The organism is Nocardiopsis coralli (assembly GCF_014892575.1).
GTDB lineage: Bacteria > Actinomycetota > Actinomycetes > Streptosporangiales > Streptosporangiaceae > Nocardiopsis > Nocardiopsis coralli.
The window spans coordinates 146,851-172,606 of sequence record NZ_JADBGI010000009.1 but is presented as its reverse complement, the minus strand read 5'-3'; the positions used below and the strand labels follow the sequence as shown (position 1 = coordinate 172,606).

Annotated in this window: 25 protein-coding genes; 14 read left to right on the top strand and 11 right to left on the bottom strand. The window is 72.2% G+C overall.

The annotated features are described in order from the left end of the window. Nucleotides 1–65: 65 nt before the first annotated feature. Together IDM40_RS12490 and IDM40_RS12485 are read right to left on the bottom strand one after the other, a co-directional pair. Nucleotides 66–1,961: an ABC transporter ATP-binding protein gene (locus IDM40_RS12490; RefSeq protein ID WP_193122210.1), complete on the bottom strand. Its 1,896-nt coding sequence runs from the start codon at nucleotides 1,959–1,961 to the stop codon at nucleotides 66–68. Nucleotides 1,962–2,059: 98 nt separating this feature from the next. Beyond that, a complete protein-coding gene (locus tag IDM40_RS12485; protein WP_193122140.1) occupies nucleotides 2,060–2,749 on the bottom strand; it encodes a GAP family protein in 690 nt (229 codons plus the stop codon). A gap of 88 nt (nucleotides 2,750–2,837) precedes the next feature. On the opposite strand from IDM40_RS12485, the gene IDM40_RS12480 reads away from it, so the two are divergent. Next, nucleotides 2,838–3,473, top strand: a complete 636-nt coding sequence (locus tag IDM40_RS12480) for a TetR/AcrR family transcriptional regulator (protein WP_193122139.1) — start codon at nucleotides 2,838–2,840, stop codon at nucleotides 3,471–3,473. 115 nt (nucleotides 3,474–3,588) lie between these two features. Then, nucleotides 3,589–4,155, top strand: a complete 567-nt coding sequence (locus IDM40_RS12475; RefSeq protein ID WP_193122138.1) for a GNAT family N-acetyltransferase — start codon at nucleotides 3,589–3,591, stop codon at nucleotides 4,153–4,155. 37 nt (nucleotides 4,156–4,192) lie between these two features. Here the strand turns inward: IDM40_RS12475 and IDM40_RS12470 are convergent, their stop codons facing one another. Both IDM40_RS12470 and IDM40_RS12465 read right to left on the bottom strand, forming a co-directional pair. Further along, nucleotides 4,193–4,600 (bottom strand): MarR family winged helix-turn-helix transcriptional regulator, encoded by a 408-nt coding sequence (locus IDM40_RS12470; protein ID WP_193122137.1) that lies wholly within the window; start codon nucleotides 4,598–4,600, stop codon nucleotides 4,193–4,195. 108 nt (nucleotides 4,601–4,708) lie between these two features. Beyond that, complete coding sequence (locus IDM40_RS12465; protein ID WP_193122136.1) at nucleotides 4,709–5,506, bottom strand: class I SAM-dependent methyltransferase; 798 nt, start codon at nucleotides 5,504–5,506, stop codon at nucleotides 4,709–4,711. Nucleotides 5,507–5,701: 195 nt separating this feature from the next. Here IDM40_RS12465 and IDM40_RS12460 point away from each other — a divergent pair, with 195 nt between their 5' ends. Next, entirely contained in the window at nucleotides 5,702–6,697 is a 996-nt protein-coding gene (locus IDM40_RS12460) for an alpha/beta fold hydrolase (RefSeq protein WP_235997540.1), read from the top strand. A 41-nt stretch (nucleotides 6,698–6,738) separates the two neighbouring features. On the opposite strand, the gene IDM40_RS12455 is transcribed toward IDM40_RS12460, so the two are convergent. Further along, a complete protein-coding gene (locus IDM40_RS12455) occupies nucleotides 6,739–7,185 on the bottom strand; it encodes an ATP-binding protein (RefSeq protein ID WP_328807007.1) in 447 nt (148 codons plus the stop codon). Between the two features lie 194 nt (nucleotides 7,186–7,379). Between IDM40_RS12455 and IDM40_RS12450 the strand changes: the two genes are divergently transcribed. Both IDM40_RS12450 and IDM40_RS12445 read left to right on the top strand, forming a co-directional pair. Beyond that, entirely contained in the window at nucleotides 7,380–8,189 is an 810-nt protein-coding gene (locus IDM40_RS12450; RefSeq protein ID WP_193122134.1) for a helix-turn-helix domain-containing protein, read from the top strand. Beyond that, nucleotides 8,186–8,353 (top strand): DUF397 domain-containing protein, encoded by a 168-nt coding sequence (locus IDM40_RS12445; protein ID WP_193122133.1) that lies wholly within the window; start codon nucleotides 8,186–8,188, stop codon nucleotides 8,351–8,353. Before IDM40_RS12450 ends, IDM40_RS12445 begins: the two co-directional genes overlap by 4 nt. 147 nt (nucleotides 8,354–8,500) lie before the next feature. Here IDM40_RS12445 and IDM40_RS12440 read toward each other — a convergent pair whose 3' ends face one another. Beyond that, nucleotides 8,501–9,442, bottom strand: a complete 942-nt coding sequence (locus tag IDM40_RS12440) for a hypothetical protein (RefSeq protein ID WP_193122132.1) — start codon at nucleotides 9,440–9,442, stop codon at nucleotides 8,501–8,503. 159 nt (nucleotides 9,443–9,601) lie between these two features. Between IDM40_RS12440 and IDM40_RS12435 the strand changes: the two genes are divergently transcribed. Genes IDM40_RS12435 through IDM40_RS28815 form a run of 3 tightly spaced genes read left to right on the top strand, consistent with a single transcriptional unit; the run spans nucleotide 9,602 to nucleotide 12,694 of the window. Continuing rightward, nucleotides 9,602–10,957 (top strand): sensor histidine kinase, encoded by a 1,356-nt coding sequence (locus IDM40_RS12435; protein ID WP_328807006.1) that lies wholly within the window; start codon nucleotides 9,602–9,604, stop codon nucleotides 10,955–10,957. 3 nt (nucleotides 10,958–10,960) lie between these two features. After that, nucleotides 10,961–11,665 carry a response regulator gene (locus tag IDM40_RS12430; RefSeq protein ID WP_193122130.1) on the top strand — a complete coding sequence of 235 codons (705 nt, stop codon included), beginning with the start codon at nucleotides 10,961–10,963 and terminating at the stop codon, nucleotides 11,663–11,665. Nucleotides 11,666–11,719: 54 nt separating this feature from the next. Beyond that, nucleotides 11,720–12,694 (top strand): DUF4097 family beta strand repeat-containing protein, encoded by a 975-nt coding sequence (locus IDM40_RS28815; RefSeq protein WP_193122129.1) that lies wholly within the window; start codon nucleotides 11,720–11,722, stop codon nucleotides 12,692–12,694. A gap of 11 nt (nucleotides 12,695–12,705) precedes the next feature. Here the strand turns inward: IDM40_RS28815 and IDM40_RS12420 are convergent, their stop codons facing one another. Then, the gene (locus IDM40_RS12420) at nucleotides 12,706–13,092 is read right to left on the bottom strand and encodes a hypothetical protein (RefSeq protein ID WP_193122128.1); all 387 of its coding nucleotides are present in this window, start codon (nucleotides 13,090–13,092) and stop codon (nucleotides 12,706–12,708) included. Between the two features lie 129 nt (nucleotides 13,093–13,221). On the opposite strand from IDM40_RS12420, the gene IDM40_RS12415 reads away from it, so the two are divergent. After that, entirely contained in the window at nucleotides 13,222–14,277 is a 1,056-nt protein-coding gene (locus IDM40_RS12415) for a Gfo/Idh/MocA family protein (protein ID WP_216630697.1), read from the top strand. On the opposite strand, the gene IDM40_RS12410 is transcribed toward IDM40_RS12415, so the two are convergent. Beyond that, entirely contained in the window at nucleotides 14,213–15,046 is an 834-nt protein-coding gene (locus IDM40_RS12410) for a GNAT family N-acetyltransferase (RefSeq protein WP_235997539.1), read from the bottom strand. The two genes, IDM40_RS12415 and IDM40_RS12410, sit on opposite strands and share 65 nt — an antisense overlap. A gap of 177 nt (nucleotides 15,047–15,223) precedes the next feature. Here IDM40_RS12410 and IDM40_RS12405 point away from each other — a divergent pair, with 177 nt between their 5' ends. Then, nucleotides 15,224–15,784, top strand: a complete 561-nt coding sequence (locus IDM40_RS12405) for a Uma2 family endonuclease (RefSeq protein WP_193122127.1) — start codon at nucleotides 15,224–15,226, stop codon at nucleotides 15,782–15,784. A gap of 10 nt (nucleotides 15,785–15,794) precedes the next feature. Here the strand turns inward: IDM40_RS12405 and IDM40_RS12400 are convergent, their stop codons facing one another. Together IDM40_RS12400 and ddaH are read right to left on the bottom strand one after the other, a co-directional pair. Further along, on the bottom strand, nucleotides 15,795–16,190 hold the full coding sequence (locus tag IDM40_RS12400; protein WP_193122126.1) for a RidA family protein: 396 nt from the start codon (nucleotides 16,188–16,190) through the stop codon (nucleotides 15,795–15,797). A gap of 88 nt (nucleotides 16,191–16,278) precedes the next feature. Further along, the gene (gene ddaH, locus IDM40_RS12395; RefSeq protein ID WP_193122206.1) at nucleotides 16,279–17,064 is read right to left on the bottom strand and encodes a dimethylargininase; all 786 of its coding nucleotides are present in this window, start codon (nucleotides 17,062–17,064) and stop codon (nucleotides 16,279–16,281) included. Nucleotides 17,065–17,472: 408 nt separating this feature from the next. Between ddaH and IDM40_RS12390 the strand changes: the two genes are divergently transcribed. From IDM40_RS12390 to IDM40_RS12380, 3 genes are all read left to right on the top strand, one after another. Then, nucleotides 17,473–18,591: an NAD(P)/FAD-dependent oxidoreductase gene (locus tag IDM40_RS12390; protein WP_193122125.1), complete on the top strand. Its 1,119-nt coding sequence runs from the start codon at nucleotides 17,473–17,475 to the stop codon at nucleotides 18,589–18,591. Nucleotides 18,592–18,843: 252 nt separating this feature from the next. After that, nucleotides 18,844–20,265, top strand: a complete 1,422-nt coding sequence (locus tag IDM40_RS12385; RefSeq protein WP_193122124.1) for a sugar porter family MFS transporter — start codon at nucleotides 18,844–18,846, stop codon at nucleotides 20,263–20,265. Nucleotides 20,266–20,439: 174 nt separating this feature from the next. Next, nucleotides 20,440–23,229, top strand: a complete 2,790-nt coding sequence (locus IDM40_RS12380) for a DEAD/DEAH box helicase family protein (RefSeq protein WP_193122123.1) — start codon at nucleotides 20,440–20,442, stop codon at nucleotides 23,227–23,229. Between the two features lie 37 nt (nucleotides 23,230–23,266). Here IDM40_RS12380 and IDM40_RS12375 read toward each other — a convergent pair whose 3' ends face one another. Next, nucleotides 23,267–23,545, bottom strand: a complete 279-nt coding sequence (locus tag IDM40_RS12375; RefSeq protein WP_193122122.1) for an SHOCT domain-containing protein — start codon at nucleotides 23,543–23,545, stop codon at nucleotides 23,267–23,269. Between the two features lie 178 nt (nucleotides 23,546–23,723). On the opposite strand from IDM40_RS12375, the gene pabB reads away from it, so the two are divergent. Next, nucleotides 23,724–25,751, top strand: a complete 2,028-nt coding sequence (gene pabB / locus IDM40_RS12370) for an aminodeoxychorismate synthase component I (RefSeq protein ID WP_193122121.1) — start codon at nucleotides 23,724–23,726, stop codon at nucleotides 25,749–25,751. Nucleotides 25,752–25,756: the final 5 nt, after the last annotated feature.

Here is a 25,756-nt window from a genome sequence, read left to right as displayed (position 1 = left end):
CGGTGTGGCGCCACCGGGGGACCGGGACGGGGGCGGATGCGCCCGCACGCACCCGCCCCGGCCTGTCACAGGACCGATCCGACCTGCTCGCCGGCGTCCTGGTCCTCGGAGAACTGGGTGCGGTACAGCTGCGCGTAACGGCCGTTGCGGGCCAGAAGCTCGGCGTGGGTCCCGCGCTCGACGATGCGCCCGGCCTCCAGCACGCAGATGGTGTCGGCGGCACGCACCGTGGACAGCCGGTGGGCGATCACCAGTGAGGTGCGCCCGGACAGCGCCTCGTCCAGAGCCGCCTGCACGGCCCGCTCGGAGGTGGAGTCCAGAGCCGAGGTGGCCTCGTCCAGGATCACCACCTCGGGGTCGGCCAGCAGCAGGCGGGCGATGGTCAGGCGCTGGCGCTCGCCCCCGGAGAAGCGGTAGCCGCGCTCACCCACGACCGTGTCCAGCCCCTGTGGCAGAGAGGCGACCAGCTCGTGCAGGTGTGCGCGTTCCAGGGCCTGCCAGATCCGCTCATCGCTGGTCCCGGGCGCGGACAGGGTCAGGTTGGCGCGGATGCTCTCGTGGAAGAGGTGGCCGTCCTGAGTGACCATCCCGATGCGCGAGCGCAGCGACTCAAAGGTCAGATCGCGTACGTCCTGCCCGCCCAGGCGCACGGTCCCGGAGTCGGTGTCGTACAGGCGCGGGGCCAGGGCGGCGATGGTGGACTTTCCCGCCCCCGAGGAACCCACCAGGGCCACCATCTGCCCCGGTTCGACACGGAAGGAGACGTCGTGCAGCACCTGGCTGGGGCGCACGTGCTCCAGCGTGACCACGTCCTCCAGCGAGGCCAGGGACACCTGCTCGGCGCCCGGGTAGGTGAAGTCGACGCCCTCGAACTCCAGGGACAGCGAGCCTTCGGGCAGGTCGCGGGCGCCGGCACGCTCGTCCACCAGGGGCTTGAGGTCCAGCACCTCGAAGACGCGGCTGAAGCTGACCAGGGCGCTCATGATCTCCACGCGGGCCCCGGCCAGTTCGGTCAGGGGCGCGTACAGGCGGGTCAGCAGCATGCCCATGGACACCACCGTTCCGGCCTGCAGGGTGCCCGAGAGGGCGTAGAAACCGCCGAGCCCGTAGACCAGGGCCAGCGCCAGGGCCGAGACCAGGGTCAGGGCGGTGAAGAAGACCTCCTGGACCATGGCGGTGCGTACCCCGATGTCGCCCACGCGCTGGGCGCGGCGGGCGAACTCGGCCGATTCCGACCGCGGGCGCCCGAACAGCTTGACCAGGGTCGCCCCGGGCGCGGAGAAGCGTTCGGTCATCTGCGTGCCCATGGCGGCGTTGTGCACGGTGCGTTCGCGTTCGATCTTGGCCAGGCGCGCGCCCATGCGCCGGGCCGGGAGCACGAACAGCGGCAGCAGCGCCAGGGTGATCAGGGTGATCTGCCACGACAGCGCGAGCATCACGCCCAGGGCCAGCAGCAGCGTGACCAGGTTGCTGATGATGCCCGAGAGCACGTCGCTGAAGGCGCGTTGGGCCCCGATGACGTCGTTGTTGAGGCGGCTGACCAGGGCGCCTGTGCGGGTGCGGGTGAAGAAGGCCACCGGCATGCGCTGCACGTGGTCGTAGACGGTGGTGCGCAGGTCCACGATCAACCCCTCGCCCACGCGTGAGGACAGCCAGCGCACCAGCAGCCCCAGGACGGCCTCGGCCACGGCCACGGCGGCGATGAGGGCGGCCAGGGCCCCCACCATGGACAGGGGGCCGCCGTTGACGATGACGTCGACGACCTGCCCGGCCAGCAGCGGTGAGGCCACGGCCAGGGCGGCGGTGAGCACGCTCAGGGCCAGGAACCAGATCAACGGTTTGGTGTGGGGCCGGGCGAAGGCGCCGATGCGTTTGAGGGTGGCCGCGGAGAAGGGGCGGCTGTCCTCCTGGGCGTGTGTGGCGTGGTACATGGTGTTCCACGCGGCCATTTCCATGCTCATGGGGTTGTCCCGCCGCTCGTTCGGTGTCGTCGCCACGACCGTAGAACCTCAAGCTTCGTTGAGGTCAACCCGCGGCGACGACCGGGCGGCCGGCCCCCTCAGAGCCCGACGGAGTCCAACAGCTGGCGCAGTCCGATGGTCTGCGCGCCGTTGACCAGCAGCAGCACACCCACGATGCCCAGGATCCAGGCCATCGCCTCGCGTGAGGCGCCGTCGACCTTGGCGCGCCAGCGCTCCAGGCGCGGGCGCATGCGCGACCCCAGGGCGCGGTGGCCCAGGTAGAGCAGGACCGGGGGCAGCACCATCATCAGGTTGTAGGCGGCCAGCATGGGCACCCATGCGCCCGGCGCGAGGTCGGCGGCGGTCATGATCCCGATCGCACCGAGGTAGGGGAAGGCGGTCCCGGCCTCCAGGGCGCCGGTGGCCAGCCCCAGGGCGATCATCGAGGTGGTGCGCAGCGAGGCGGGCCTGCGCCGTGTCTTGGGCCCTGTGGGCATGACCCAGGAGTAGGCGAACAGCGCACCCCCGACCACGACCATGACCCATCCGGCGGCGGTGGTGCCGGCCAGGGAGCCCGCGCGCTCGAGCACCGCGCCCAGGCCCAGCATGAGGGCGCACCCCAGGGCGAAGTAGAACGCCGCCACGGTGGCCAGGTAGGCCGTCAGTGGGCGGCCCACGTTGCGCACGCCGCTGAGCAGCACGAACAGGCTCACCCCCAGGGTCGTGGGGCTCAGGGTGTCCAGTAAGGCCAGTCCGGCCACCGGCAGCAGGGTCTCGAGCGTTGGCATGTCGCCCTCCAGGTTTTCGCACGACTGTGTCAAATAAAATAACCCGAGCGTGCTAAATAAAGCAACACGGTTGTGCTAAAACGGGGGAGTGCCCAAGATCGTCGACCACGAACAGCGCCGCCGCGACCTGGCCCAGGCCCTGTGGCGCGTCATCGCCAACCAGGGCCCCGCCGCCGTGTCCATCCGCTCGGTGGCCGCCGAGGCCGGACTCTCGGCCGGAGCGCTGCGCCACTACTTCCAGACCCGCGAACAACTCCTGCTCTTCGCCATGGAGCTCTCCGAACAGCGCGTCAGGCAGCGCCTGCAGGAACAGGCCCGGCGGGCCCAGGCCCCCGACGCCGACCCCGACCTCATCGAGCGCGTGGCCGGCTTCGCCGAACAGCTGCTGCCCCTGGACCCCACCCGCCGCGCCGAGTACCGCGCCTGGGAAGCCGCCGGCGAGCTCGGCGAACAGGACGCACACCGCCAGGAACGCTGGGACCAGCAGCGCAAGCTCTACCGCCAACTGGTCGCCGCCCTGGCCCACGCGCCCCTGCAGGACCCCAGCGGCCCGCACCCCGACCCCCGGGTGGAGGAGTGGGCCGAACACCTGCACACCTACGTCGACGGCCTGGCCCTGCAACTGGGCGTGACCCCCCTGGTCACCGGGGCCCAGGACGTGCAACAGCGCCTGCGCACCTTCCTGTGCCGCATCGGCGACCACCTCGCCCGCGACAGCGACTGAGGCCCCGCACACCCCGCGCCCCGGCCCCGGCGGTGGGCGATCCGACCCTCGGTGTCCGGTGCGCACCGGCCGGGCCGGTACCGTGTTCTGGGGAAAAACGGGGAAGGGGACCTCTGTGACCAGCACCGAGACCGAGGGCGCGGCCCCACTCGAGTTGAGCTACCGCGCCGCCACCGACGCCGACGCCCAGGCCCTGGCCGACCTGGTCAACTCCTGCTACCGGGGCCAGAGCTCCCGCCAGGGCTGGACCACCGAGGCCGACCTGCTCGGCGGCCAGCGCATCGACGCCGACGCCGTGCGCAAACTGGTGGCCCGCCCCGACACCACCGTGCTGCTGGCCGAGTCCGACCGCACCCTCGTGGCCTGCTGCGAACTCCAGCGCGGGGTGGGCGGTACCTACTTCGGCATGTTCTCCGTGGCCCCCGGCTTCCAGGGCCGCGGACTGGGCAGGCGCGTGCTGGCCGAGGCCGAGTGCACCGCCGCCCGCCTGTGGCGCTCACCCCTGATGCGGATGATGGTCATCGCCCAGCGCAGCGAGCTCATCGCCTGGTACGAACGCCGCGGCTACACCGGCACCGGGCGCACCGAACCCTTCCCCTACGGAGACCCGGCCTTCGGCGAACCCAAACGCGAGGACCTGGCCTTCGTGGAGATGAGCAAGGACCTCACCGCGTTCCTGTGACCCGCCCGGCCCCCGCGGCGCCCACGCGGGGGAGTGCTCAGCGGTTCTCCAGGTTGGCCGACATACGCTCGAGCACCTCCACCGCCGCACGGTAGTCGCGCTCGCTGATGCCCTCGCTCAGCCGGCGCCGCGACTCCTCCACCCGCGCGAAGAGATCGGCGTGGGCGCGCGTGCCCGCCTCGGTCAGCGACAGCGACACCAGGCCTTCCACCCAGCCCCGCTCGCGCAGTGCCTCGACCACCGGCGCCGCGGTCAGCTCCTCCTCGTCCAGGAACGGCGCCAGGCGCTCGTCCAACACCGCCAGGGTCGCCGCACCCTCGTGCAGCGAGTGCAGGACCTGCCAGTGGCGCCGCCCCAGCGACTCGGCGGCCAGGATCCGGTCGAAGTCGTTCTCGATGAGCCGGTCCAGGTGTTTGAGCCAGAAACCGATCGGCAGCTGCGACATGGGATCCTCCGCGGGTGGCGTCCTCGCCCGGCGGCCGGGTCCGGGCGGTCGTGGTGAAGGCCTACCCGCGGTCCCCGCACCTGCCACCCGCTCCCGGCGCCGACCGGCTCACACGCGGCAGAGCAGCGCCCCGCGCGGAACCACGAACACCCCGTCGGGGTCCTCGCTCCAGCGCAGCCACCCCGCGGAGATCTCCTGAAGGTCCTCGCGGGTGGCCAGACCCTCCTCCAGCGCCTGGCGTGCGGTGTCCGACTCCAGGATCCGGCGGGCCCACATCTGCCCCCACCACGGGCGCCGGTCGGGGGTGGAGTGGTTCCAGGCCTCGACCACGTACTGCACGTCCTCGAACCCGGCGGAGTGCGCCCAGGCGACCATGTGCCGGCCCGCGTCCGGCTCGCCCCCGTTGCGGCGGGCCAGCCTCTGGTGCAGGTCCATCCACGCGTCCAGCTCGGGCAGGCGCGGATACCAGAACATCCCGGAGTAGTCGGAGTCGCAGACCGCCACCACCCCGCCGGGCCGGGCCACACGGCGCATCTGCGACAGGGCCGCCACCGGATCGCCCACGTGCTGCAGCACCTGGTGGGCGTGCACCACGTCGAAGCTGTCGTCGGCCAACTCCAGGGCGTGCACGTCACCGACCACGAAGTCGACGTTGTCCACCCCCGCCTCGGCGGCGCTCTGCCGGGTCAGCTCCACGGCCGATTCGGAAGAGTCCAGGGCCGTGACCCGGCCCGGGGCCACCCGCCTGGCCAGGTCGACGGTGATGCTGCCCGGCCCGCAGCCCACGTCCAGCACCGTGCGGCCCGGGGTGAACTCGGCGAGCGCGTAGGCCGCGGCATTGGTCGCGTTGCGCCAGCGGTAGGAATCGGTGACGGTGGGGTGCTGGCCGTGGGTGTAACGGGCCATGGTCCGCCCCTTTTCTGGTGGAGGTCTGCGAGCGGCCCGACCTTAGCACCTCCATCTCTTCACGTGAGATCCGCATCTCTTGATATGAGACGCCGCGCTGTGGCCGCCCCGCCCGACCCCCTCCGGCCCCGGGCCTCTAGGGTCTGCCGCACGGCCCCGCACGAGCGGGCGGAGCACGACAGAAGGGACCCGGCGTTGAGCACCGGCGACACGAGCCGCATCACACACAGCACCGTCGACGTGGGCGGGCTCGACCTGCACGTGGCCGAGCAGGGCAGCGGGCCCCTGGTGGTGCTCCTGCACGGCTTCCCCGAGAGCTGGTACTCCTGGCGCCACCAGTTCGCCGCCCTGGCCGGGGCCGGCTACCGCGTCGTGGCCCCCGACCAGCGCGGCTACGGCTCCAGCCACAGCCCCGAACGCATCGAGGACTACACCCTGCCCCACCTGGTGGGCGACCTCGTCGGCCTCATCAGGGCGCTGGGGGAGGAGCAGGCCGTGGTGGTGGGCCACGACTGGGGCGCACCCGTGGCCTGGTCCGGGGCCATGATGCGCCCGGACGTGGTGCGCGCGGTGGCCGGGCTCAGCGTCCCCCCGGCCCCGCCCGCGTTCATGCCCCCGCCCTCGGTGACCCGCAGGACCTACGGGGAGGGCTTCTACCAGGTCCGGTTCCAGGAGCCCGGTGTGGTCGACGCCCAGCTGGCGGCCGACCCGGCCGCCACGGTGCGCCGCATCCTCATCGGCGGCTCGGGCGACAACCCGGCCCTGGACAAGCCGGTGCCCTGGGTGGTGCCCGAGGGCCTGGAGCTGCTCGACACCATGCCCGAGCCCGCCTGTCTGCCCGACTGGTTGGACGCCCAGGACGTGGCCGCCTTCGCCGACGACTTCTCCCACCACGGCGAGCGCGCCTTCACCGGGCCCCTGAACTGGTACCGCAACATCGAACGCAACCAGGGCCTGATGTCGCCCTTCGCCGGGGCCACCATCGACGTGCCGTCCCTGTACATGGTCGGGGACCTGGACATGGTCACCGCCCTGCACGGGGTCTCGCAGCTGCGCGAGTCCCTGCACCTGATCGCACCGAAGCTGCACGCCCAGCACACCCTGCCCGGGTGCGGGCACTGGACCCAGCAGGAGCGCCCCCACCAGGTCAACGAGGCCCTGGTGGACTTCCTGGCCCACGTGGACGGCTGAACACCCCGGCCCCGAGCCGTGCGCGCACCCGCGCGCACGGTTCACCCCTCGTAGAGCAGCGCACGCACGGTCAGCGGCTGCCCGGCGTTGCCGTACCAGTCCCAGCACACCGAGAGCGCCTCCACCACACGCAGCCCCAACCCCGCACACCCCGGATCCGTGCGCGGGAACGGCATCGACTCCACCCCCGGCGGCGGGCCCGCGTCGGTCACGGCCACGACGAACCCGCACTCCAGGCGTTCGATCTCCACGCGCACCGTCCCTCCCGGCTCGCCCGAACGGGTGTGGCGCAGCGCGTTGCTCACCAGCTCGCTGACCACCAAGGACAGGTCGGCGGCCTGCTCGGGCCCGCGCCCCGAGGCCGCCTGAGCCCACTGCCGGGCCAGGCGCACCTGGGTCGGAGCGCTGCCGCACAACAGGGCCGACCGGTGGGGGCCGGCGACCCGCACCCGGCGGGGCAACGTGAGGTCGGCCGAGGTGGAACGCACGGTGTGTGCCTCTTTCGTGTGGAGGTGGGCCGTTCGACCGGCCCCCGTGGCGGTGCGCGGTGCACACCCTGGGCGAGTGCACCCGCTCAGGACTGTGTACAGCGCCCGCCTCGGCCGAGCCACGAAAACAAAAAAACTGTCCTTTGTCGCAGCATCCAGTAGTGGGCAGTCGCATTCCGTCGTTTAATGTTTCCATGACGCAGAACACGGCCGCGAAGTGGCGCCCCTTCGGTGCGGAGATACGCAGACTCCGTGTGGAACACGGATTCTCCCAGTCCCGGCTCGGAAAACGTCTGGGCGTGACCGGTGGGATGGTCGGGCACATCGAACGCGCCACACGGGTGGCAAACCGCCCCCAGGTCGACAAAATGGACGAGCTGTTCGCTACCGAGGGCGAACTCGTGCGTTTTTGGAAGGACACCCTGCGCGAGGGCGCCGTACCCGAGCACTTCCGCGACGCCCTGGCCCTGGAGCACAAGGCCCGCCACATCCGCGAGTACCAGTCGGTGCTGATCCCCGGCATCGTGCAGACCGCCGACTACGCACGCACCCTGATCCGGGCACGCCACCCCCATTCGGACACCGAACAGATCGAAGGCCTCGTGCGGGCACGAACCTCACGACTGGAGGACATTCGCCGACGAGGAACCTTTCTCTGGCTCGTCGTGGACGAAAATGTCCTGAGCCGCCCCATAGGTTCACCGGAGATTCTCGCCGATCAGCTGAAATGGATCACCTTCCTCATCGAGAGCGGTACGATCCGACTCCAAGCCCTTCCTCTGACGGACAACCCCGGGTTGTGCGCGCCATTCCGTCTGGCCTCCTTGGATGCACGGAGATCGGTGCTCTACCTGGAAAACGCACTGGGGGGCCAGATCGTGGACGAACAGGAACAGATCAGCCAGGCCTACACCCTCTTCGGGGCGATGCAGGCCGAGGCCCTGTCCACCCAGGCCACGCTCGAGCTGATCCGACGCATCGAAAAGGAGCGACCGAGCACATGAACGACTGGCACAAGTCCAGCTACAGCGACGGCGGCGGAGGCAACTGCGTGGAGGTCGCCGAAGGCCCCACCACGCACGTGCGCGACACCCAGCACCGCACCCTGGGCCACCTGAGCGTGCCCGCCACCGAGTGGAACGCGCTCCTGCACACGCTGCGCGCCTGAGACACACCCCCACACGCACCGCGGGCCGGCCCCTGCCAGGGATAGTGGCAGGGACCGGCCCGCGGCCCGTACATGCGCCCAGGCTAACCGCCCCCGCCGCCCTGATGAAGGGACCAAAGACCGTCCTCCCCGGTCCCACCCGCGGCCTCAGCCGGGCTCGGGCAGATCCTCCAGCTCCCCGGCATCACCCGCACCGGCCGGGCGCACCTGGGCCGCCAGCTCGGTGAGCGGCTGGGGCCCCTCCTGGGCCCCCTCCCAGCGCAACAGCACCACACCGCCCTGTTCGGAGGGCATACGCACGTCGGCCACGCGTTCGGGGTCCTCCTCGTCCTGGCGCACCACCATCGTGTCCACCTGCTCGCACGTGCCCGCCTCGGCCTCGGCGCACCCCAACGTCGGCGCCGAGACCCCCTCGTGGGTGTGCACCCGCAACCGGGCCCCGCCCTCGTGCGCATAGACCAGGTGCACCTCCTGGACCCCCTCGTGCTCGGCCAGCCCCGCCGGCTCCCACTCGGGGTGCTCCAGCACCGCAGCGCCCAGCACGTCCTCCTGCTGGGGCGCGCCCGTCCAGGCCCCGTCGGACTGCGGCAGCACCCACCACAACACCGCGACCGTGGCCGCGAACCCAGCCAACGCCACCGGGGCCCGCCAGAACATGCGGCGCCGGGCCAGCGACCACCGCCCCACCACGAAGGACCACACCAGCACGGCCACACCCACCAGCGCCAACGCCGCCGGTTCCTCGTCGCGCACCGCCACACCGCCGACCGGCACCGCCACGGCCAACAGCACCAACGAGGTACGCAGCGGCGCCCGGGCGCCCAACGCCCGCGGAACGAACTGCAACACACCAGCGGCCACCACCACCAGCACCGCGCACACACCGACCACCCAGGCCGTGCGCCCCGCCTGCCCACCGGGGCCGCCGGCCGCCTCCCACACCGGGGGCACCACCCACAGGGCGGCGAAGACCCCCAGCACGGCCGCACCCCAACACGTCAACGCGGCCGCCGCCACCGCCGCCGGCGCCCACCAACCGCGCACCCACCGCACCCGCGGCCCCGCCCCGCTCACACCCTGCTCCTGCACCCGCACCCCTTCGTCCGCCACGCCCGGCCAACGCACCGCGACACCGCCATGGTTCCCACCACACGAGCGCACCCCGGCCCGCGGTGGTGGTCGCACTACCCCGCATCCACGTGGTGGTGGGATCGATCCCGAAGCGCCACGAAGCCTAGATTTGAGAACGTGAGCAGCCATGACACCGACACCGCACCACCGGTGGCCCCGGGTACCGGGACCGCCTGGCGCCAACGCGCCGTGGAGGTCCTGCACCTTCTGACGTCACTGCCGCTGGGAGTGTTCTACCTCCTGCCCGCCCTGATGCTGGCCGCCGCCGTGACCGCCCTGGTGCTGACCTTCGCCCGCCCCTGGCTGCCCTGGAGCACCGAACTGGGCATGCTCCCCACCCTGTCGTGGGAGGTCCTGGCCCTGGCCGCCCTGCTGTGCGTACTGGCCACCCTCACCGCCCGCCTGGCCTGCCGCATCCAACGCGACCGCCTCGACACCGTCTTCGGCATCGTGGAGGCCGACACCCCCGACCCGCTGCCCGCCTCAGGACCCCTGATGCGCACCTGGCGCTTCCTCTTCGGCGCTCGCGCCTGGTCCATGGTCGTCTACAGCACCGTCGCCGGCCTGCACGGACTGCTCCTGGCCGGCACCACCGTCGTACTCGTGGTCTGCGGCGCAGCCTCGGCCCTGGGAGCACTGCTGGGCCTGGTCGTGGTCCTGGGCCGCGGGGCCGAGGGCGCCGACCTGTGGTGGCCCCTGGCCCTGATGCTGCTCGCCCCGCTCGCCGCCCTGGCCGGCATCCGCCTGGCACCCCTGGTCGTGGACTCGGAGATGTACCTGCACCGCACCCTGCTCCTGGAAGCGCCCGAGGCCCGCGTACGCCGGCGCCTGATGCACGTCCAGGACAGCCGCCTGCGCATGGTCGACGCCGCCGAGGCCGAACGGCGCCGCATCGAACGCGACCTGCACGACGGCGCACAACAACGCCTGCTCGCACTCACCCTGACCCTGACCCGCGCACGCGCCCGCGTGGGATCGGACCCCGACCGGGCACTGGAACTGATCACCCAGGCCCAACAGGACTCCCGCGAGGTCATGGACGACCTGCGCCAGGTCGCCCGCGGCCTGCACCCCAAGGTCCTGACCGACCACGGCCTGACCTCGGCCCTGCCCGTGGCCGCCGAACGCGCCCCCGTCCCGGTCCGCCTGCACGTGGACCTGGAGGAGCGCCCCTCCAAACGCGCCGAGGGCGTGGCCTACTACGTGGTCTGCGAGGCCCTGGCCAACGTCGCCAAACACGCCGGCGCCGAACACGTCAGCATCCACGCCCGCCGTATCGAGAGCACACGCCCCCAGCGCGCCCTGCTGCGCGTGAGCATCACCGACGACGGCGTCGGGGGAGCCGACCCCGAGAACGGCACCGGCCTGTACGGGCTCTGGGACCGCGTCGACGCCGTCGACGGACACCTGATCGTGGGCACCCCGCAGGGCGGGGGAACCGTCCTGACCGCAGACATCCCGTGGGAGGCATGAGCAGTGCACGGCCACACCGACCACCCCGCACCCGCCGACAACAACAGCGGACCCCGCGTCATCATCGCCGAGGACTCGGTCCTGCTGCGCGGCGGCATGGCCCTGCTCCTGGCCGAATCAGGGGTGCACATCCTCGACCAGGTGGGCGACGCCGACGCGCTGCTGGCCTCGGTCGCCGACCACCCGCGCGTGGACCTGTGCCTGATCGACATCCGCATGCCCCCCACCTACTCCGAGGAAGGCATCGAGGCCGCGGTCCGCATCCGCCGCGAACACCCCCACGTGGCGGTCCTGCTGCTGTCCCAGCACGTGGTCAGCCGCTACGCCGCCGACCTGCTCGGAGCCGGATCCACCAAGGTCGGATACCTGCTCAAGGACCGCGTCGCAGACATCGAGGAGTTCCTGGCCACCCTGCGCCGGGTCGCCGAGGGCGGCGCCGCCATCGACCCCGAGGTGGTGACCCAACTGCTCAGCCGCAACCGCGACAGCGCCCTGGAGGCCCTGACCCCGCGCGAGAACGAGGTCCTGGAGGTCATGGCCCAGGGGCTCAACAACGCTGGCATTGCCGTGGAACTGTCCATCACCGAACGCGCCGTGGAAAAGCACATCCGCTCGATCTTCACCAAGCTCGACCTGAACCAGGACGACCACGACCACCGCCGGGTGCAGGCCGTCCTGCGCTTCCTGCGCGGCGCCGACCGGCTCTGAACACACCGAACACAGACGGAGGCAACACACACCTCCACACAGAAGGGGAACGACGTGACTTTCAAGGCCCGAGGACTCTACGCCTCCTCCAGCAAGGAACCGCGCCGCTCGCGCGTGGGCCTGTGGCTGTTCCTGGGCGGGCTGCTGGCCCTGGCCCTGGTGGCGGCCACGGTCCTGTCGGTGCTGGGCAACGTCGCAGTGACCCGCGAGCAGGCCTCCGACACCTTCGACGCCGGATCCCGCGTCCAGATCGACAACCGCACCAGCGGATCGGTGCGCATCGTCACCGCCGACGTCGAAGAGGTCCAGGTCGAGCGCACGCTCAGCACCAGCCCCCTGCGCGGGGTCGACGAATCGGTCACCGAATCCGGCGACGGCGTGCAGGTGGAGGCCGGCTGCACCGGACCGGGCCTGTTCTTCGCCACCTGCTCGGCCGACTACGAGATCACCGTGCCCGCCGACACCGACCTGGAGGTCACCACCATCAGCGGCCCCGTCGAGTCCTCCGGACTGCAGGGCCAACTGCGCGCCTCCACCACCAGCGGCGACATCACCGTGGCCGACCACCAGGGCGAGGTGAGCGCCGAGGCGGTCTCCGGACGCCTGGAACTGACCGACGTGCAGGGCTCCGTCGAGGCCGAGACCACCAGCGGCGACATCAGCGCCACCGGTGAGGGAGAGCGCGCCCGGGCCACCACCACCTCCGGCGAGGTGGACCTGTCCGGCTACGCGGGCCAGGAGGTGGAGGCCGACTCCACCAGCGGCACCGTCACCGTCGGCGACTTCACCCAGGCCGACCTCTCCAGCGTCTCCGGCGACGTCGAGATCAACAGCGGCCAGGAACTGCAGATGCTGACGGTGGAGACCACCAGCGGCAGTGTGCGCGCCCAGGTGCCCGAGGGCGCCTACGACGTCAGCGGCGACTCCACCTCCGGGGACCGCGAGATCGGCGTGGACACCTCACCCGACGCCGACGCCCAGATCAGGATCGACACCGTCAGCGGCTCGGTCCAGCTCTCGCGCTCCTGAACGGGGGGGGTCTAGCCCGCGGGTTCGAACCGCAGCGCCGCCCAGTCCGAGTCGATCGGTACCTGGGCGGTGCTGTGCCACCCGGCGTCGACGAAGGTGTCCCACCCCTTGTCGGCGGTCAGGTCCGTGATGATCGTGCCGCCCTTCTGCGGATAACACACCCAGAACCGGGTCTCGGGGCCCACCGCGGCCAACGTCCGCGAACTCTCCCGCTCGACCGTGCCCCGGTCCAGGGTGAACAGGTGCACGTCGTCGTAGACCGCGCCCTCGATGGGGCCCAGGTCGATGTGCAGGTCCGAGGGCGGGTCCAACAAGCGCAAGTAACGCTCGGGGGCGTTGAGGACGAGCAGCCGGTCGCCGGCCTGCACTCCCAGTCTCCGGGCGAGCGTCTCCGACATTCCTCCTCCTTCGGTCTCCCGCGCGGCCCCGCGGGGCCCGGTTTCCAGGCCACAGTACGGTCCACCGGCCGTGAAACCGAGCATCATCCCCTCTCCTACCCGAGTTGGCCCTGTTTTTAGGATGCCCTCATGGCACAACAGGAGCCCTCCCCCCGGTGGGGCCTGATCGGAACCGGTCACAGCGCCCACGCCTTCGCCCGAGCCCTGGCCACCGTGCCCGGTGCGCACCTGGCCGCGGTCGGCTCGCGCTCACCGGCGCGCGCCGAGGCCTTCGCCCGCACCCACGGGGCCGCCACCGCCCACGGCAGCTGCACCGGACCGGCCACCGACCCCGGCGTGGACGCGGTGTACGTGGCCACCCCCCACCCCTGGCACCACACCCACGCCCTGGCCGCGCTGGAATCGGGCAAACACGTGCTCGTGCGCGCACCGCTGGCCGCCAACGACCTGCAGGCGGCAGAGCTGATCCAGGCGGCCCGGGACCGGGACCTGCTGCTCATGGAGGGCTCGGCGCCGCGCCACGTACCCGTGCAGCGCCTGGCACGGACCATGGTCGAGCAGGGCGCGATCGGGGCGGTGCTCTCGGTGCACGCCGAGCTCGGCGCCGGCCTGGACCACGACCATGCGCACCCCTTCTTCGACGCCGAACGCGGCGGCGGGGCACTGTCGCTGCTGGGAACACACCTGCTCTCGGCGGCCACCTGGTACCTGGGGGAACTGACCGTGCTCGGCGCGGCCCGGCAGCTGGCACCGGGGCGCACGGTCGACACCCTGGCCACCGTGCTGGCGCGCGGGGGCGGCGGGGCCACGGCCACCCTCACGTGTGCTTCACGCCCCGACGTGGCCCGGGCGGTGATCACGGGTTCGGCGGGGCGCATCGAGATCGAGGGGACGGGCCAGGCCACCGACGCGGTGCTGCACCGCCACGGGGCCGCGCCCGAGCGCCTGCACCGGGAAGAGGGGGCAGACACTCACCGGTTCCAGGCCCTGGAGTTCGCCCGGTGCCTGAACCAAGGGCTCACGCAGAGCCCGCTCATGCCCTGGTCGCACAGCCGCGCGCTGGCACAGGCCGTGGACCGCGTACGCGACGTCGCCGAGCTGATGGATGATCCGGCCCACCTCACCGGCGCCGGCCGGCCCACGGGTAGCGCCGGTGCAGCTCACGCAGGCGGCGGGCGGCGATGACCGCGGCCAGCAGAGGCGCGTTGAGGCGGGCCACGACCATGACCGCGTCCTTGGACCCGACCCGGTCGGCGAAGTAGGCGTCGATGCGCTCGTCCCCGCACGTGGGCTCGCACCCGTAGACCTGGCCCTCGAACATGCGGTAGGCGTCGCGCACCACCAGCTCGCCCGGTTCCAGCCCGGGCCCGTCACCCAACCAGCGGGCCGCTTCCTGCGCCACGTGCCGGACCTGAGCGGGGACGGCCCGGTGCTCGTTGGGAAAGACACGGCCCGCACCCAGGCCCTTGCGCCAGCCCGCGTAGACGGCCGGGTGGCGGGTGCGCAGCAGCACGTAGGTGGCCGCCCACGGGTGGCGCCGGATCTCGCGGGCCATGAAGTGCAGGGTCAGGGCCGCCGAGAGGCCGAACCGGCGGTGATCGGGCTCGACCCCGGCCGCGTCCAGGTACAGGGCGCGCCGGTCGGCGAACCGGTGCCGGTGGTAGCCGCCCCACCCCACGGGGGAGCCGTCCGGGCCCAGGATCAGCGCCAGGGTCGAGATGCGGTCGAAGAACCCGCCGGCCACACGGGCGTCCCAGTAATCGGAGTGGTCGGCGGCGAAGGCACGCGCCGCCAAGGCCCGCAACAGGGAGTGCAGGCGTTCTCGGCATTCGGGTTCCAACGCCCACGGTGCGTCCCACCGGGCCACGCTGTAACCGGGACCGAGCCCGGACACGGTCGGTTGGACGCTCAGGTCACGCAGTTCCGGGCACGCGGGTCGGATCTGGGCGGGCAAACCAGCACCCCTGCTTTCATCACGTAACGAAGGTAAACGACTCCTCAACGTAATGGATGTGGGTCACGTGCGCGCCCGGTTCGGTCACACCCCGTGATCGATCTTCACGGGTCTGCCACCCGCCCGGCCCCGGAGCGATATGTTCTTCGCAGTCGAGCCCACCCGAGGAAGGCCCCCATGAACGCCGACGAATCCGGCCCGCGTGAGGGCTTTTGCGCAGCCGACCTGGACGCCCTGGTGGGGCTGCCCGCCCACACCGAGCTCGACGAGGGCGCCCTGGTCTTCGCCGAACCGCGCACCGGATGGCACACCACCGCTGTGGACCTGCTGGTCCAGGCGCTGCGCGCGGCCGCCCCCGCCCCCTACCGCATCCGGCGCGAAATGACCGTGACGCTGGGACCGCGCCAACGCCCCGAACCGGACCTGATGGTGGTTCAGGCCGCTTCGATCGACAACGAACAGACCACGTTCTTTCCCCAAGACGTGGTCCTGGCCGTGGAGGTCGTCTCCCCGGAGTCCACCGAACGCGACCGCGACCGCAAACCCCAGCTGTACGCGGGGGCGGGCATCGCCCACTTCTGGCGTGTGGAGAACAACGACGGGGTCCCTGTCGTCCACACCTACGAACTCGACCCCGCCGGCCGCTCCTACGGCCTGACCGGGATCCACCACGACCGCCTGAGCACGGCCCGCCCCTACGACCTCGACATCGACCTGACCGAGGTCAAACGCCTGTGACCCTGCCGGGTCAGGCCCCCGGCAGCACCGCCACGGCCTCGACCTCCACGAGCTGGTCGTCATAACCCAACACCGCCACACCCAGCAGGGTGCTGGGGGCGTCGTGCTCTCCCATGCGCCCGCGCACGACCTCCCAGGCCGCCACCAGGTCTTCCTGGCTCGAACTGGCCACGTACACCGTGGTCTTGACGACATCGCTCAACCCCGCACCGGCCTCACCCAGAGCGGTGGCCAGGTTGTCCATGACCTGGACGGCCTGGCCGGCGACGTCGCCCACGGCGACCGTGTTGCCCTCGGTGTCCAACGGGCAGGCGCCGGCGGTCCACACCACCTGGGCGGGCCCCTGAGCCACCGCCGCGTAGGCGTAGTCCACCTGGTCGGTCAGGGTCTGGCTGCGTACGAGCATGGGGTTCCTCCCTCGTTTCGGCGAACACTCCACCGGAACCGACGCCCCGGGCCGCCGCAGGGTTCGTGTTTCTGCTGCGGGCAGAGGCTCACCGGGCCGGGTCGGGCACCAGCACGCTCAGGCACGTCACGCACCCCTCGAGCTTCTCGAACTCGGAGATGTCCACCGGCACCACCCGCCAGTGGTCGGCCGTCAACCGGTGCACCGTCTCGCGGGCGGCCGCGCTGACCAGCACCTCGCGCCCGCCCAGGGGCAGCACGTGCGCGCCCGCCTCCTCGGCCACCGGCCGCACCGGGCCAAGCGCACCGGTCTCGACCAGGTCGGGCAGGCCCACCAGCGTGCCGTCCGCCAGCGCGGTCACCGCCGACTTCAGGTGCAGTACCTGACCCAGCTCCACCGTGTGCACCGTGCGCCCCAACGGAGCCAGCAACCGGCCCAACTGGTCGGCGCCCTCGGCGTCGGTGCGCCCACCGAGACCCACGTACACCGTGGTGCCGACCTGGAGCACGTCACCGCCCTCCAGGTGCCCCGGCGCCTCGATACGACCCACGCGCAGGCCCAGCTCACGCACGGCCTTCTCCGCGCCGCGCACCTCCTCGCGCCGGCCGGCCCCACCCGGGCGCGTGAGCACGGCCAGGTCCTCGCACACCACCAGGGTGTCCTCCACGAACACCGAGTCGGGCCGGCCCGGGTCAGCCTCGACCTCGCGCACCCGCCACCCCGCGGAGGCCAGCGCCTCCTGGTAGACGATGTACTGGCGCGCGGCCAGCACCGGGTCCACGGGCTCGTACTCCAGATGGGTGCGGATGCCCCGGTCCAGTTCGGGGGAGGGGCGGCGCGTCAGCGCGGTCCCCTGGTAGGTGAAACCGTCCACGTGGGGTGACCTCCGGGCGAGGGTGGGATCACGCAACGCCATGCGCTGCGCACGTTCGGTCGCCAAAGGTACCGCGCGGCCGCGCCGCACAGGTGCCCACGGCACACCCGCACCACCCGCCCGTCGGGGGTGAAGCAGAACCCGACCACGCTCGGACACCGGCCCCCGCGCACCTGCTGTTCGGTACCGACACAAGACACCGTTCGGCGCGCCACCCGTCTCGTGTAAGGGCGCCCCTGGGCCGCCGCCGGGGTGAAGCAGCCCCCCACGCGCTCGGACCCGGGGCCGGGGGAGCCCACTGTCCGATGCACACACCCAGCGCACCGGGCCGGGTACCGGCCCGAACCGGGACCCTGCGCCCGCCCGAGCCACGTGTTCGCGACCTCCCGCCGGGGCATGCCCAGGCCCATGGACGTGATCGTTGTCGGCGGCGGCATCGTGGGCGCCAGTGCCGCCCACCACCTGACCACCCAGGGCGCCTCCACCATGCTGGTGTCCTCCTCCCACACCGGGGCCGCCACCCCGGCCGGAACCGGGGTGATCCACCCCTGGCCCTTCCCCTGGGACACCCCCGCCGACTGGGCGTTCAAGCTCGCCGCAGCCGCCCACCTGCCCCGCCTGATGGCCGAACTCGACGAGGACGGCCACCCACCCGGATACGAGGTCACCGGCGCCCTGTCGGTGGACGCCGAGGGCGCCGACTCCGGGTTCGAGCTCATGGACTCCCTCTCCCGCCGCGAGGGCTTCCAGACCATGGGACGGGTGGAACGCCTGGACCCGGGAACCCCGCGCGAGCTCTTCCCGCTGCTGCCCGAGCGCGACCGGGGCGTGTTCATCGAGGGCGGGGCCCGCCTCGACGGCGCCCTGGCCCGCCACGCACTCATCGAGGCCGCACAGGAACGCGGCCTGCACCTGCGCACGGGCCAGGCCCACCTGATGTGGGAGGGCGACCGCGTGAGCGGGGTACGTGTGGGCGAGGAGGCAGTGCGCGCCCCGGTCACGATCGTGGCCGCGGGCGCCTGGTCGGCCGCCCTGCTCGCCCCCACCGGGGTCCAACTCCCGCTCTTCCCGGTACGCGGACAGATGGCGCACTTCGCCCTGCCCGGACAGCGCACCGGCAGCTGGCCCGGTGTGCGCTTCGGCGAGCACGACTTCCACGCCGTGGCCTTCGCCCCCGACCGCATCTCCACCTCCGGAACGCGCCGCCCCGAGGCCGGCTTCACCTACCGCGCCACCGCCGGCGAACTCTCCCAACTGCTCACCACCGCACTGGAGACCATGCCCGGCCTGCAGGAGGCCACCCTGGCCCAGGCCCGTGTCGGCTTCCGCCCGGCCACCCACGACGGCCACCAGCTCCTGGGGCGCATCGAGGCCGTGCCCGGGGTCGTGGTCGCCACCGGCCTGGACTCCCAGGGGCTGACCTTCGGCCCCTTCCAGGGCAGGGTCGCCGCGCAACTGGCCCTGGACCGGGAGACCGGCCTGGACCTGGAGCCCTTCCGTCCCGACCGTCCGACGCAGCCCGCCTGACTCGGACCGGTCGAGCCACGGGCGGGTTCCTGCGGGTTCCGCCCCACCTCATCCGGGTTATGGTGATTTGATGCGCCCTCCGGGGTGACTTACGTCAAGTATTAGTAGTAAGGTCCTGCGCAGCCGGTATACCCCCGGACCTCATCGATGTCCGAAACCGTGCCGGCCGCCCGAACGTACGCACACACAGCCCGGATCTTCTGACCCGACCCCCCACGGGCACCGGGCACCCCCTGGGGGAAGGAAACCACCATGAGCTCGACCGACGCGTCCCGGGCCGCGCGCCCCGGCGCCGGAGGGGCAAGCCTGACCCACGTCACCCTGATCGCGGCCGCCGCCGCGATGGGCGGCTTCCTGTTCGGCTACGACAGCTCCGTCATCAACGGCGCCGTCGACGCCATCCAGGGCCGCTTCGACGTGGGCCCCGGAACACTCGGCTTCACCGTCGCCTCGGCCCTGCTGGGCTGTGTCCTGGGCGCGGCCCTGACCGGACAGCTCGCCGACCGCCTGGGCCGCCTGCCCGTCATGCGCATCGCCGGCGTGCTCTTCGTCGTCAGCGCCATCGGCTCGGCCCTGCCCTTCGGCATCTGGGACCTGACCGCCTGGCGCATCCTGGGCGGCGTGGCCATCGGCCTGGCCTCGGTCATCGCACCGACCTACATCGCCGAAGTCTCCCCGGCCGCCTACCGCGGACGCCTGGCCTCCCTGCAGCAGCTCGCGATCGTGCTGGGCATCGCCGCCTCCCAACTGGTCAACTACGCCATCGCCCAGGCCGCCGACGGCAGCGCCGCGAACATGCTCGGCCCCGTCCAGGCCTGGCAGTGGATGCTGGGCATCGAGGTCGTCCCGGCCGCGCTCTACATCGCGCTGAGCTTCTGCATCCCCGAATCGCCCCGCCACCTGGTGCGCGTGGGCCACACCGACCGGGCCCGCGCGGTCCTGACCCGCATCGAGGGGCCCGACTCCGTCGAGGGGCGCATCACCGAGATCCGCCGCGCTCTGGGCTCGGAGGTCCGCCCCAAGCTGCGCGACCTGGCCGGCCGCTACGGGCTGCTGCCCATCGTGTGGATCGGCATGGGCGTCTCCGCCTTCCAGCAGCTGGTCGGCATCAACGTCATCTTCTACTACTCCAGCTCGCTGTGGCAGTCGGTGGGCATCGACGAGGGCAGCTCGCTGCTGCTGAGCCTGTTCACCTCCATCGTCAACATCGTCGGTACCGTCATCGCGATCCTGCTCGTGGACCGCATCGGCCGCAAGCCCCTGCTGCTCATCGGCTCGGCCGGCATGACCGTGGCCCTGGCCACCGCCGCGCTGGCCTTCTCCAACGCGGTCGTCCAGGGCGAAGAGGTCGCCCTGCCCGAGGTCTGGGGCGTGGTCGCGCTGATCGCCGCCAGCTCCTTCGTGCTCTTCTTCGCCCTGTCCTGGGGTGTGGTCGTGTGGGTGCTGCTGGGGGAGATGTTCCCGCTGCGCATCCGCGCCGCCGCCATGGGCGTGGCCACCGCCACCCAGTGGCTGGCCAACTGGGCGGTCACCGTCAGCTTCCCGTCCCTGAGCGACTGGAACCTGAGCGCCACGTACATGGTCTACGCCGCCTTCGCGCTGCTCTCGCTGCTGTTCGTGTGGAAGTTCGTGGCCGAGACCAAGGGCAAGACCCTGGAGGAGATGCAGGGCTGACCCGGCCCCGCACCACCGCACACCCACCGGCCCGGGTGCCGCCGTCCCTCACACGAACGGCGGCACCCGGGCCGGACCTGCATCTCGAACCGGTCTAATGGAGCGCGGACACGGTGCCCTTCCCCGTCCCACCGAGGCGGGGAAGGGCACCGCCGCCGCCCGGGAGAGAGACCGATGGAAGCGATGCACACCGCACACTGGCCCCACGCGCTGCGCCCCTACCAGGAACAGGCCCTGCAGCAGGTCGAGCAGCTCTGGCAGAGCGGACACCACCGCACCTGGATCGTCCTGCCGCCCGGGTCCGGCAAGACCCTCGTGGGCCTGGAAGCCGCACGCCGCCTGGGACGGCGCACCGTCGTCCTGGTGCCCAACACCGCCGTCCAGAACCAGTGGATCTCCCACTGGCGCTCCTTCCAACACCCCGACGCCACCCCCGCCACGGCCGGCACCGGACCCGGCCTGGACCACGACGTCACCGTCCTGACCTACCAGTCCCTGGCCGTCTTCGACCCCGAGGCCGAGACCGACGCCGAGGGCCGCTCCACCACCCCCGTACGCGACCGCCTGCACCCCAACGGCCGCGCCCTCGTGCGGGCCCTGCAGCAGGCCGGCCCCCTCACCCTGCTCCTGGACGAGTGCCACCACCTGCTCCAGGTCTGGGGACGCCTGATCGACGAGATCCTCACCGACCTTCCCGACGCCCGCGTCATCGGCCTGACCGGAACCCCCGCCACCACACTGACCAGCACCGAGAAGGACCTGGTCGACCGCCTCTTCGGCACCCCCGTCGTCGGCGCCTCCGTACCCGCCCTCGTCCGGCAGGGGTACCTGGCCCCCTTCGCCGAACTGGCCTGGTTCACCCGCCCCACCACCGCCGAACACCAGTACCTCGCCGAACAGGGCACCCGTTTCACCGAACTGTGCACCGACCTGCTCCGCCCGGGTTTCGCCACCACCGACTTCCTGGCCTGGATCGACGCCCGCTTCGTGCACCGCCCCACCGACTCCGGCGGCCACCTGGACTGGTCCCACGTGGCCACCTCCACCCCTGACCTGGCCCAGGCCGTCCTACGCCTGCACCACGCCGGACTGTGCGCCCTGCCCCAAGGCGCCCGCACCCTCGAACACCACCGCCGCCCACCCACCGACCAGGACTGGACCGCCCTGATCGGCGCCTACGCCCGCACCGGCCTGGACCCCGACCACGACCAGGATGCCCTCGAACGCATCCGCACCGCCCTGCCCGCCGTGGGCCACCACCTGACCCGCAACGGCGTACGCCGGGGCGCCTCACCCGTGGACCGCGTCCTGGCCCGCAGCGACGCCAAGTCCCACGCCACCGTCGAGATCCTGGCCGCCGAACACGCCCACCTGGGCGAGCGACTGCGCGCCCTGGTCCTGTGCGACCACGAGAGCGCCGGCTCCCGCCTGCCCGCGGCCCTGCGCGAGGTGCTCGCCCCCGACTCCGGCTCGGCCCGCCTACAGGTACAACTACTGGCCACCGACCCGCGCACCCGCGACCTGCACCCGCTGCTGGTGACCGGACGCACCGTGGCCTGCGGCCCCGACACCGCAGCCGACCTGCTCGCCTTCGCCCGGGCCGAACACCCCGGACTGCAGCTCAGCGCCCGCCCCGACCAGGGCCTGCACGTGATCGAGGGAGCCTGGACCTCACGCACCTGGACCGCCACCCTGACACGGTTCCTGGAACAGGGACACAGCCACGTACTCGTGGGCACCCGCGCCCTGCTCGGGGAAGGCTGGGACGCCCGCGGCGTCAACACCGTCGTGGACCTGACCACCGCCACCACCGCCACCGCCGTCGTGCAGAGCCGCGGACGCGCCCTGCGCCTGGACCCGAACTGGCCCGACAAGTGCGCCCACACCTGGACGGTCGTGTGCCTGGACCACGACCACCCGCGCGGGCACGCCGACTGGGACCGGTTCGTACGCAAACACGACGGCTACCTCGGGGTGGACCAGGACGGACAGATCATGAGCGGCATCGCCCACATCGACGCCTCCCTCTCGCCCTACAACCCGCCCACCGACACCGACGCCCTCAACGCCCGCATGCTCACCCGCGCCGGCCAACGCCACCGCACACGCCAACGCTGGAACGTGGGCGCCCCCTACCACGACACCCTCCTGCCGACCCTGCGCGTACGCCAGCACCGGCGCCCGCCCTCCACCACGGCCGGCGCGGGCCAGGACCTGCCCGCACCGGTCCCACCGGAAGCGGTGACCACACCCTCCGGCGCACGCGCCACCGCCGGCGCCCCGCAGCTACTGACCCCCGCCACCGGGATCCTGGCCGCCCTGGCCGTGCTGTTCCTCCTCGCGGGATGGACCGCACCGGGCTGGTTCACCGCAGCCGCGGTGTGTGCGGCCGCGGCCGGGGCCCTGGTACTGCGCCGCCGCCACCGCCACACCACCCGGGTACTGGCCCAGGCCGCGCTCCCGGTCGAAACGGCCCGCTACGCCGCAGCCGTCGCCGATGCCCTGCACGGGGCCGGGCACGCACCCATCGGCGCCCAAGGGGTACGGGTGCACTGCGACACCGACGGCATCTACCGCTTCACCCTGACCGGGGCCGGAGGACAGGCCGCCGAGCACTTCACCCAAGGCCTGGAAGAGGTCCTGGCCCCGCTGGTGGAACACCCCCGCTACATCGTCGCCCGCCACGTGCTGCCCACCCCACCCCACCGGGCCGCACACCGCGCCCGCACCTGGCGCGCCGCCCTGGGAGCACGCACACCGGTCACCACCGTGCACCACGCCGTACCTGCCCTGCTGGGACGCAACCGCCAGGGCGCCCGCGCCTTCGAACGGGCCTGGTGCCGCTGGGTCAGCGACGGCGAGGTGCTCTACACCCGCCGCGGGCACGGACAGCAGGTGTGGCTGGCCCACCTGGGCAGCGATCCGGTGGAGGTGGCCACCGCCCACCGCCTCATGTGGGAATGAGACTCGGGGGACCCCACCACAAGCGTGCGGGCCGGGCTCACTCCAGGTCGATCTTGCGCTGCAGGAACTCCTCACGCCCGATCTCACCGCGCGCATAACGCATCCGCAGCTCGGCCAGGGCCGGATCCATGCCCGCAGGCACCTCCCGCTCGCCCTCGGGGCCCGCCAACCGGGAGAAGGGCCCGCGCGGACCGCGGTGCCACGGGCGCGGCGTGGCCGCGTGGGCGGCCGCGGAGACCGTCACGGCCACGAACACACCCATGGCCAGCATGAACAGGACCAGGATCGCGGCCATGAGATCACCCACGCTCTCCATCCGCTACGGCGCACCGGGCCCCGAAAGAGCCCTCAACGTAGTTCTACCCCCGCCCGGGCCCGGGCACCAGAGGCGCTCTGCCACCTGTGGACGAACGCCTGCCCCGCCCCGGCCCGCACCGGAGCCCACCGCAGCGCCCTACCCTGGAATACCGCAGAGCGGAAAAAAAGGGGCGAGCATGCGCGTTCTCCTCGTGGACAACCACGACAGTTACACCTACAACCTGGCGCACCTGGTGGCCGCGGTCACCGGCGAGCGGCCCACCGTGGTGACCAACGACGACCCCGCCTGGGACCGCCTCGACCCGTCCGCCTACGACGCCCTGGTGCTCTCACCCGGCCCCGGACGCCCCCAACACCCCCGCGACCTGGGCCGGGTACCCGACCTGCTGGCCACCACCGCCCTGCCCGTCCTGGGCGTGTGCCTGGGCCACCAGGCCATCGCCCACCTGGCCGGCGCCCACGTGAGCGCCGCACCCCGCCCCCTGCACGGCCACCTCACCCGCGTGCACCACAACAACACCGACCTGTTCGCGCACCTGCCCCAGGACTTCACCGCCGTGCGCTACCACTCCCTGGCCGTGGCCGAACCCCTGCCCCACACCCTGCAGGCCACCGCCCGGGCCGAGGACGGCGTCCTGATGGGCCTGGCCCACCGCGACCTGCCCCGCTGGGGCGTGCAGTTCCACCCCGAGTCCGTGGCCAGCCAGAGCGGCCACGCCCTGATCACCAACTTCGCCGCCCTGGCCCGCCCCCGCACCACCGGCGCCGCACACACCCCCGCCCCCGAACCGGCCCCCCAAACCCCGAACGCAACCACCCCCACCCGGCCCGCACCCCTGGTCGAGGTCCTGCCCTGGGAAACCGACACCGAGGCCGCCTTCGACCGCCTCTACGGCACCACCGTCCCCGCCTTCTGGCTCGACAGCTCCCTGCCCCAGGGCCCCGCACGTTTTTCCTTCCTCGGCGCGGCCACCGGAGAGGTCCTCACCCACCACGTCGACCAGAACAACGTGCACATCCGCACGCCCGACGGCAGCGGCCACCACGAGAACGGCGACATCTTCACCGCCCTGCAACGCCGCCGCACCCCCGCCCCCACCAGCCCCGACCTGCCCTTCGACTTCACCGGCGGCCACGTCGGCTACTTCGGCTACGAACTCAAGGCCCACTGCGGAGGCCGCGCCGCCCACACCGCCCCCACCCCCGACGCCGTATGGATGCGCTGCGACCGCTTCGTGGCCGTGGACCACCACCACCGGCGCACCTACCTCGTCAGCAACGACCACGGCCCCCACGCCCACCAATGGCTCGAACACACCCGCCGAGCCCTGACCGACCTGCAACCCCTGCCCGCCCCCACCCCACCCACAACCGACCGACCCGACCCCGCCGACCTGCTCGAACGCGACCACGCCGGCTACCTCACCGACGTCAAGGAATGCCTGGCCCAACTCACCCAGGGCGAGAGCTACGAGATCTGCCTGACCGACCGCCTGCACCTGCCCGACGACGACACCGGCGACCTCGAGCTCTACCGCCGCCTGCGCCGCGCCAACCCCGCCCCCTACGCCGCCCTGCTGCGCCTGGACGGCCTCACCGTCCTGAGCTGCTCACCCGAACGCTTCCTGCGCGTGGACCCCGACGGCACCGCCGAATCCCGCCCCATCAAGGGCACCGCCCCCCGCCACAGCGACCCCGACGAAGACACCCGCGCCGCCCGCGCCCTGGCCACCGACGCCAAGACCCGCGCCGAGAACCTCATGATCGTCGACCTGCTACGCAACGACCTGGGCCGGGTCGCCCGCACCGGCAGCGTCCAAGTGCCCGCGTTCATGTACACCGAGTCCTACGCCAGCGTCCACCAACTCGTCTCGACCGTGCGCGCACACCTGCGCCCCGACGTCGACGCCCTGGACGCCGTACGCGCCTGCTTCCCCGGCGGATCGATGACCGGCGCCCCCAAACAACGCACCATGGAGATCATCGACCGCCTGGAGTCCTCGGCCCGCGGCGTCTACTCCGGCGCCCTGGGCTACATCGCCGACACCGGCGCCGCCGACCTCAACATCGTCATCCGCACCGCCGTACGCGCAGGCGGCCGATACACCGTCGGCGCCGGCGGGGCGATCGTGCTCGACTCCGACCCCCAGGCCGAGTACGAGGAGATGCTGCTCAAGGCCGCCGTACCCCTGACCGCCCGCTGACCACC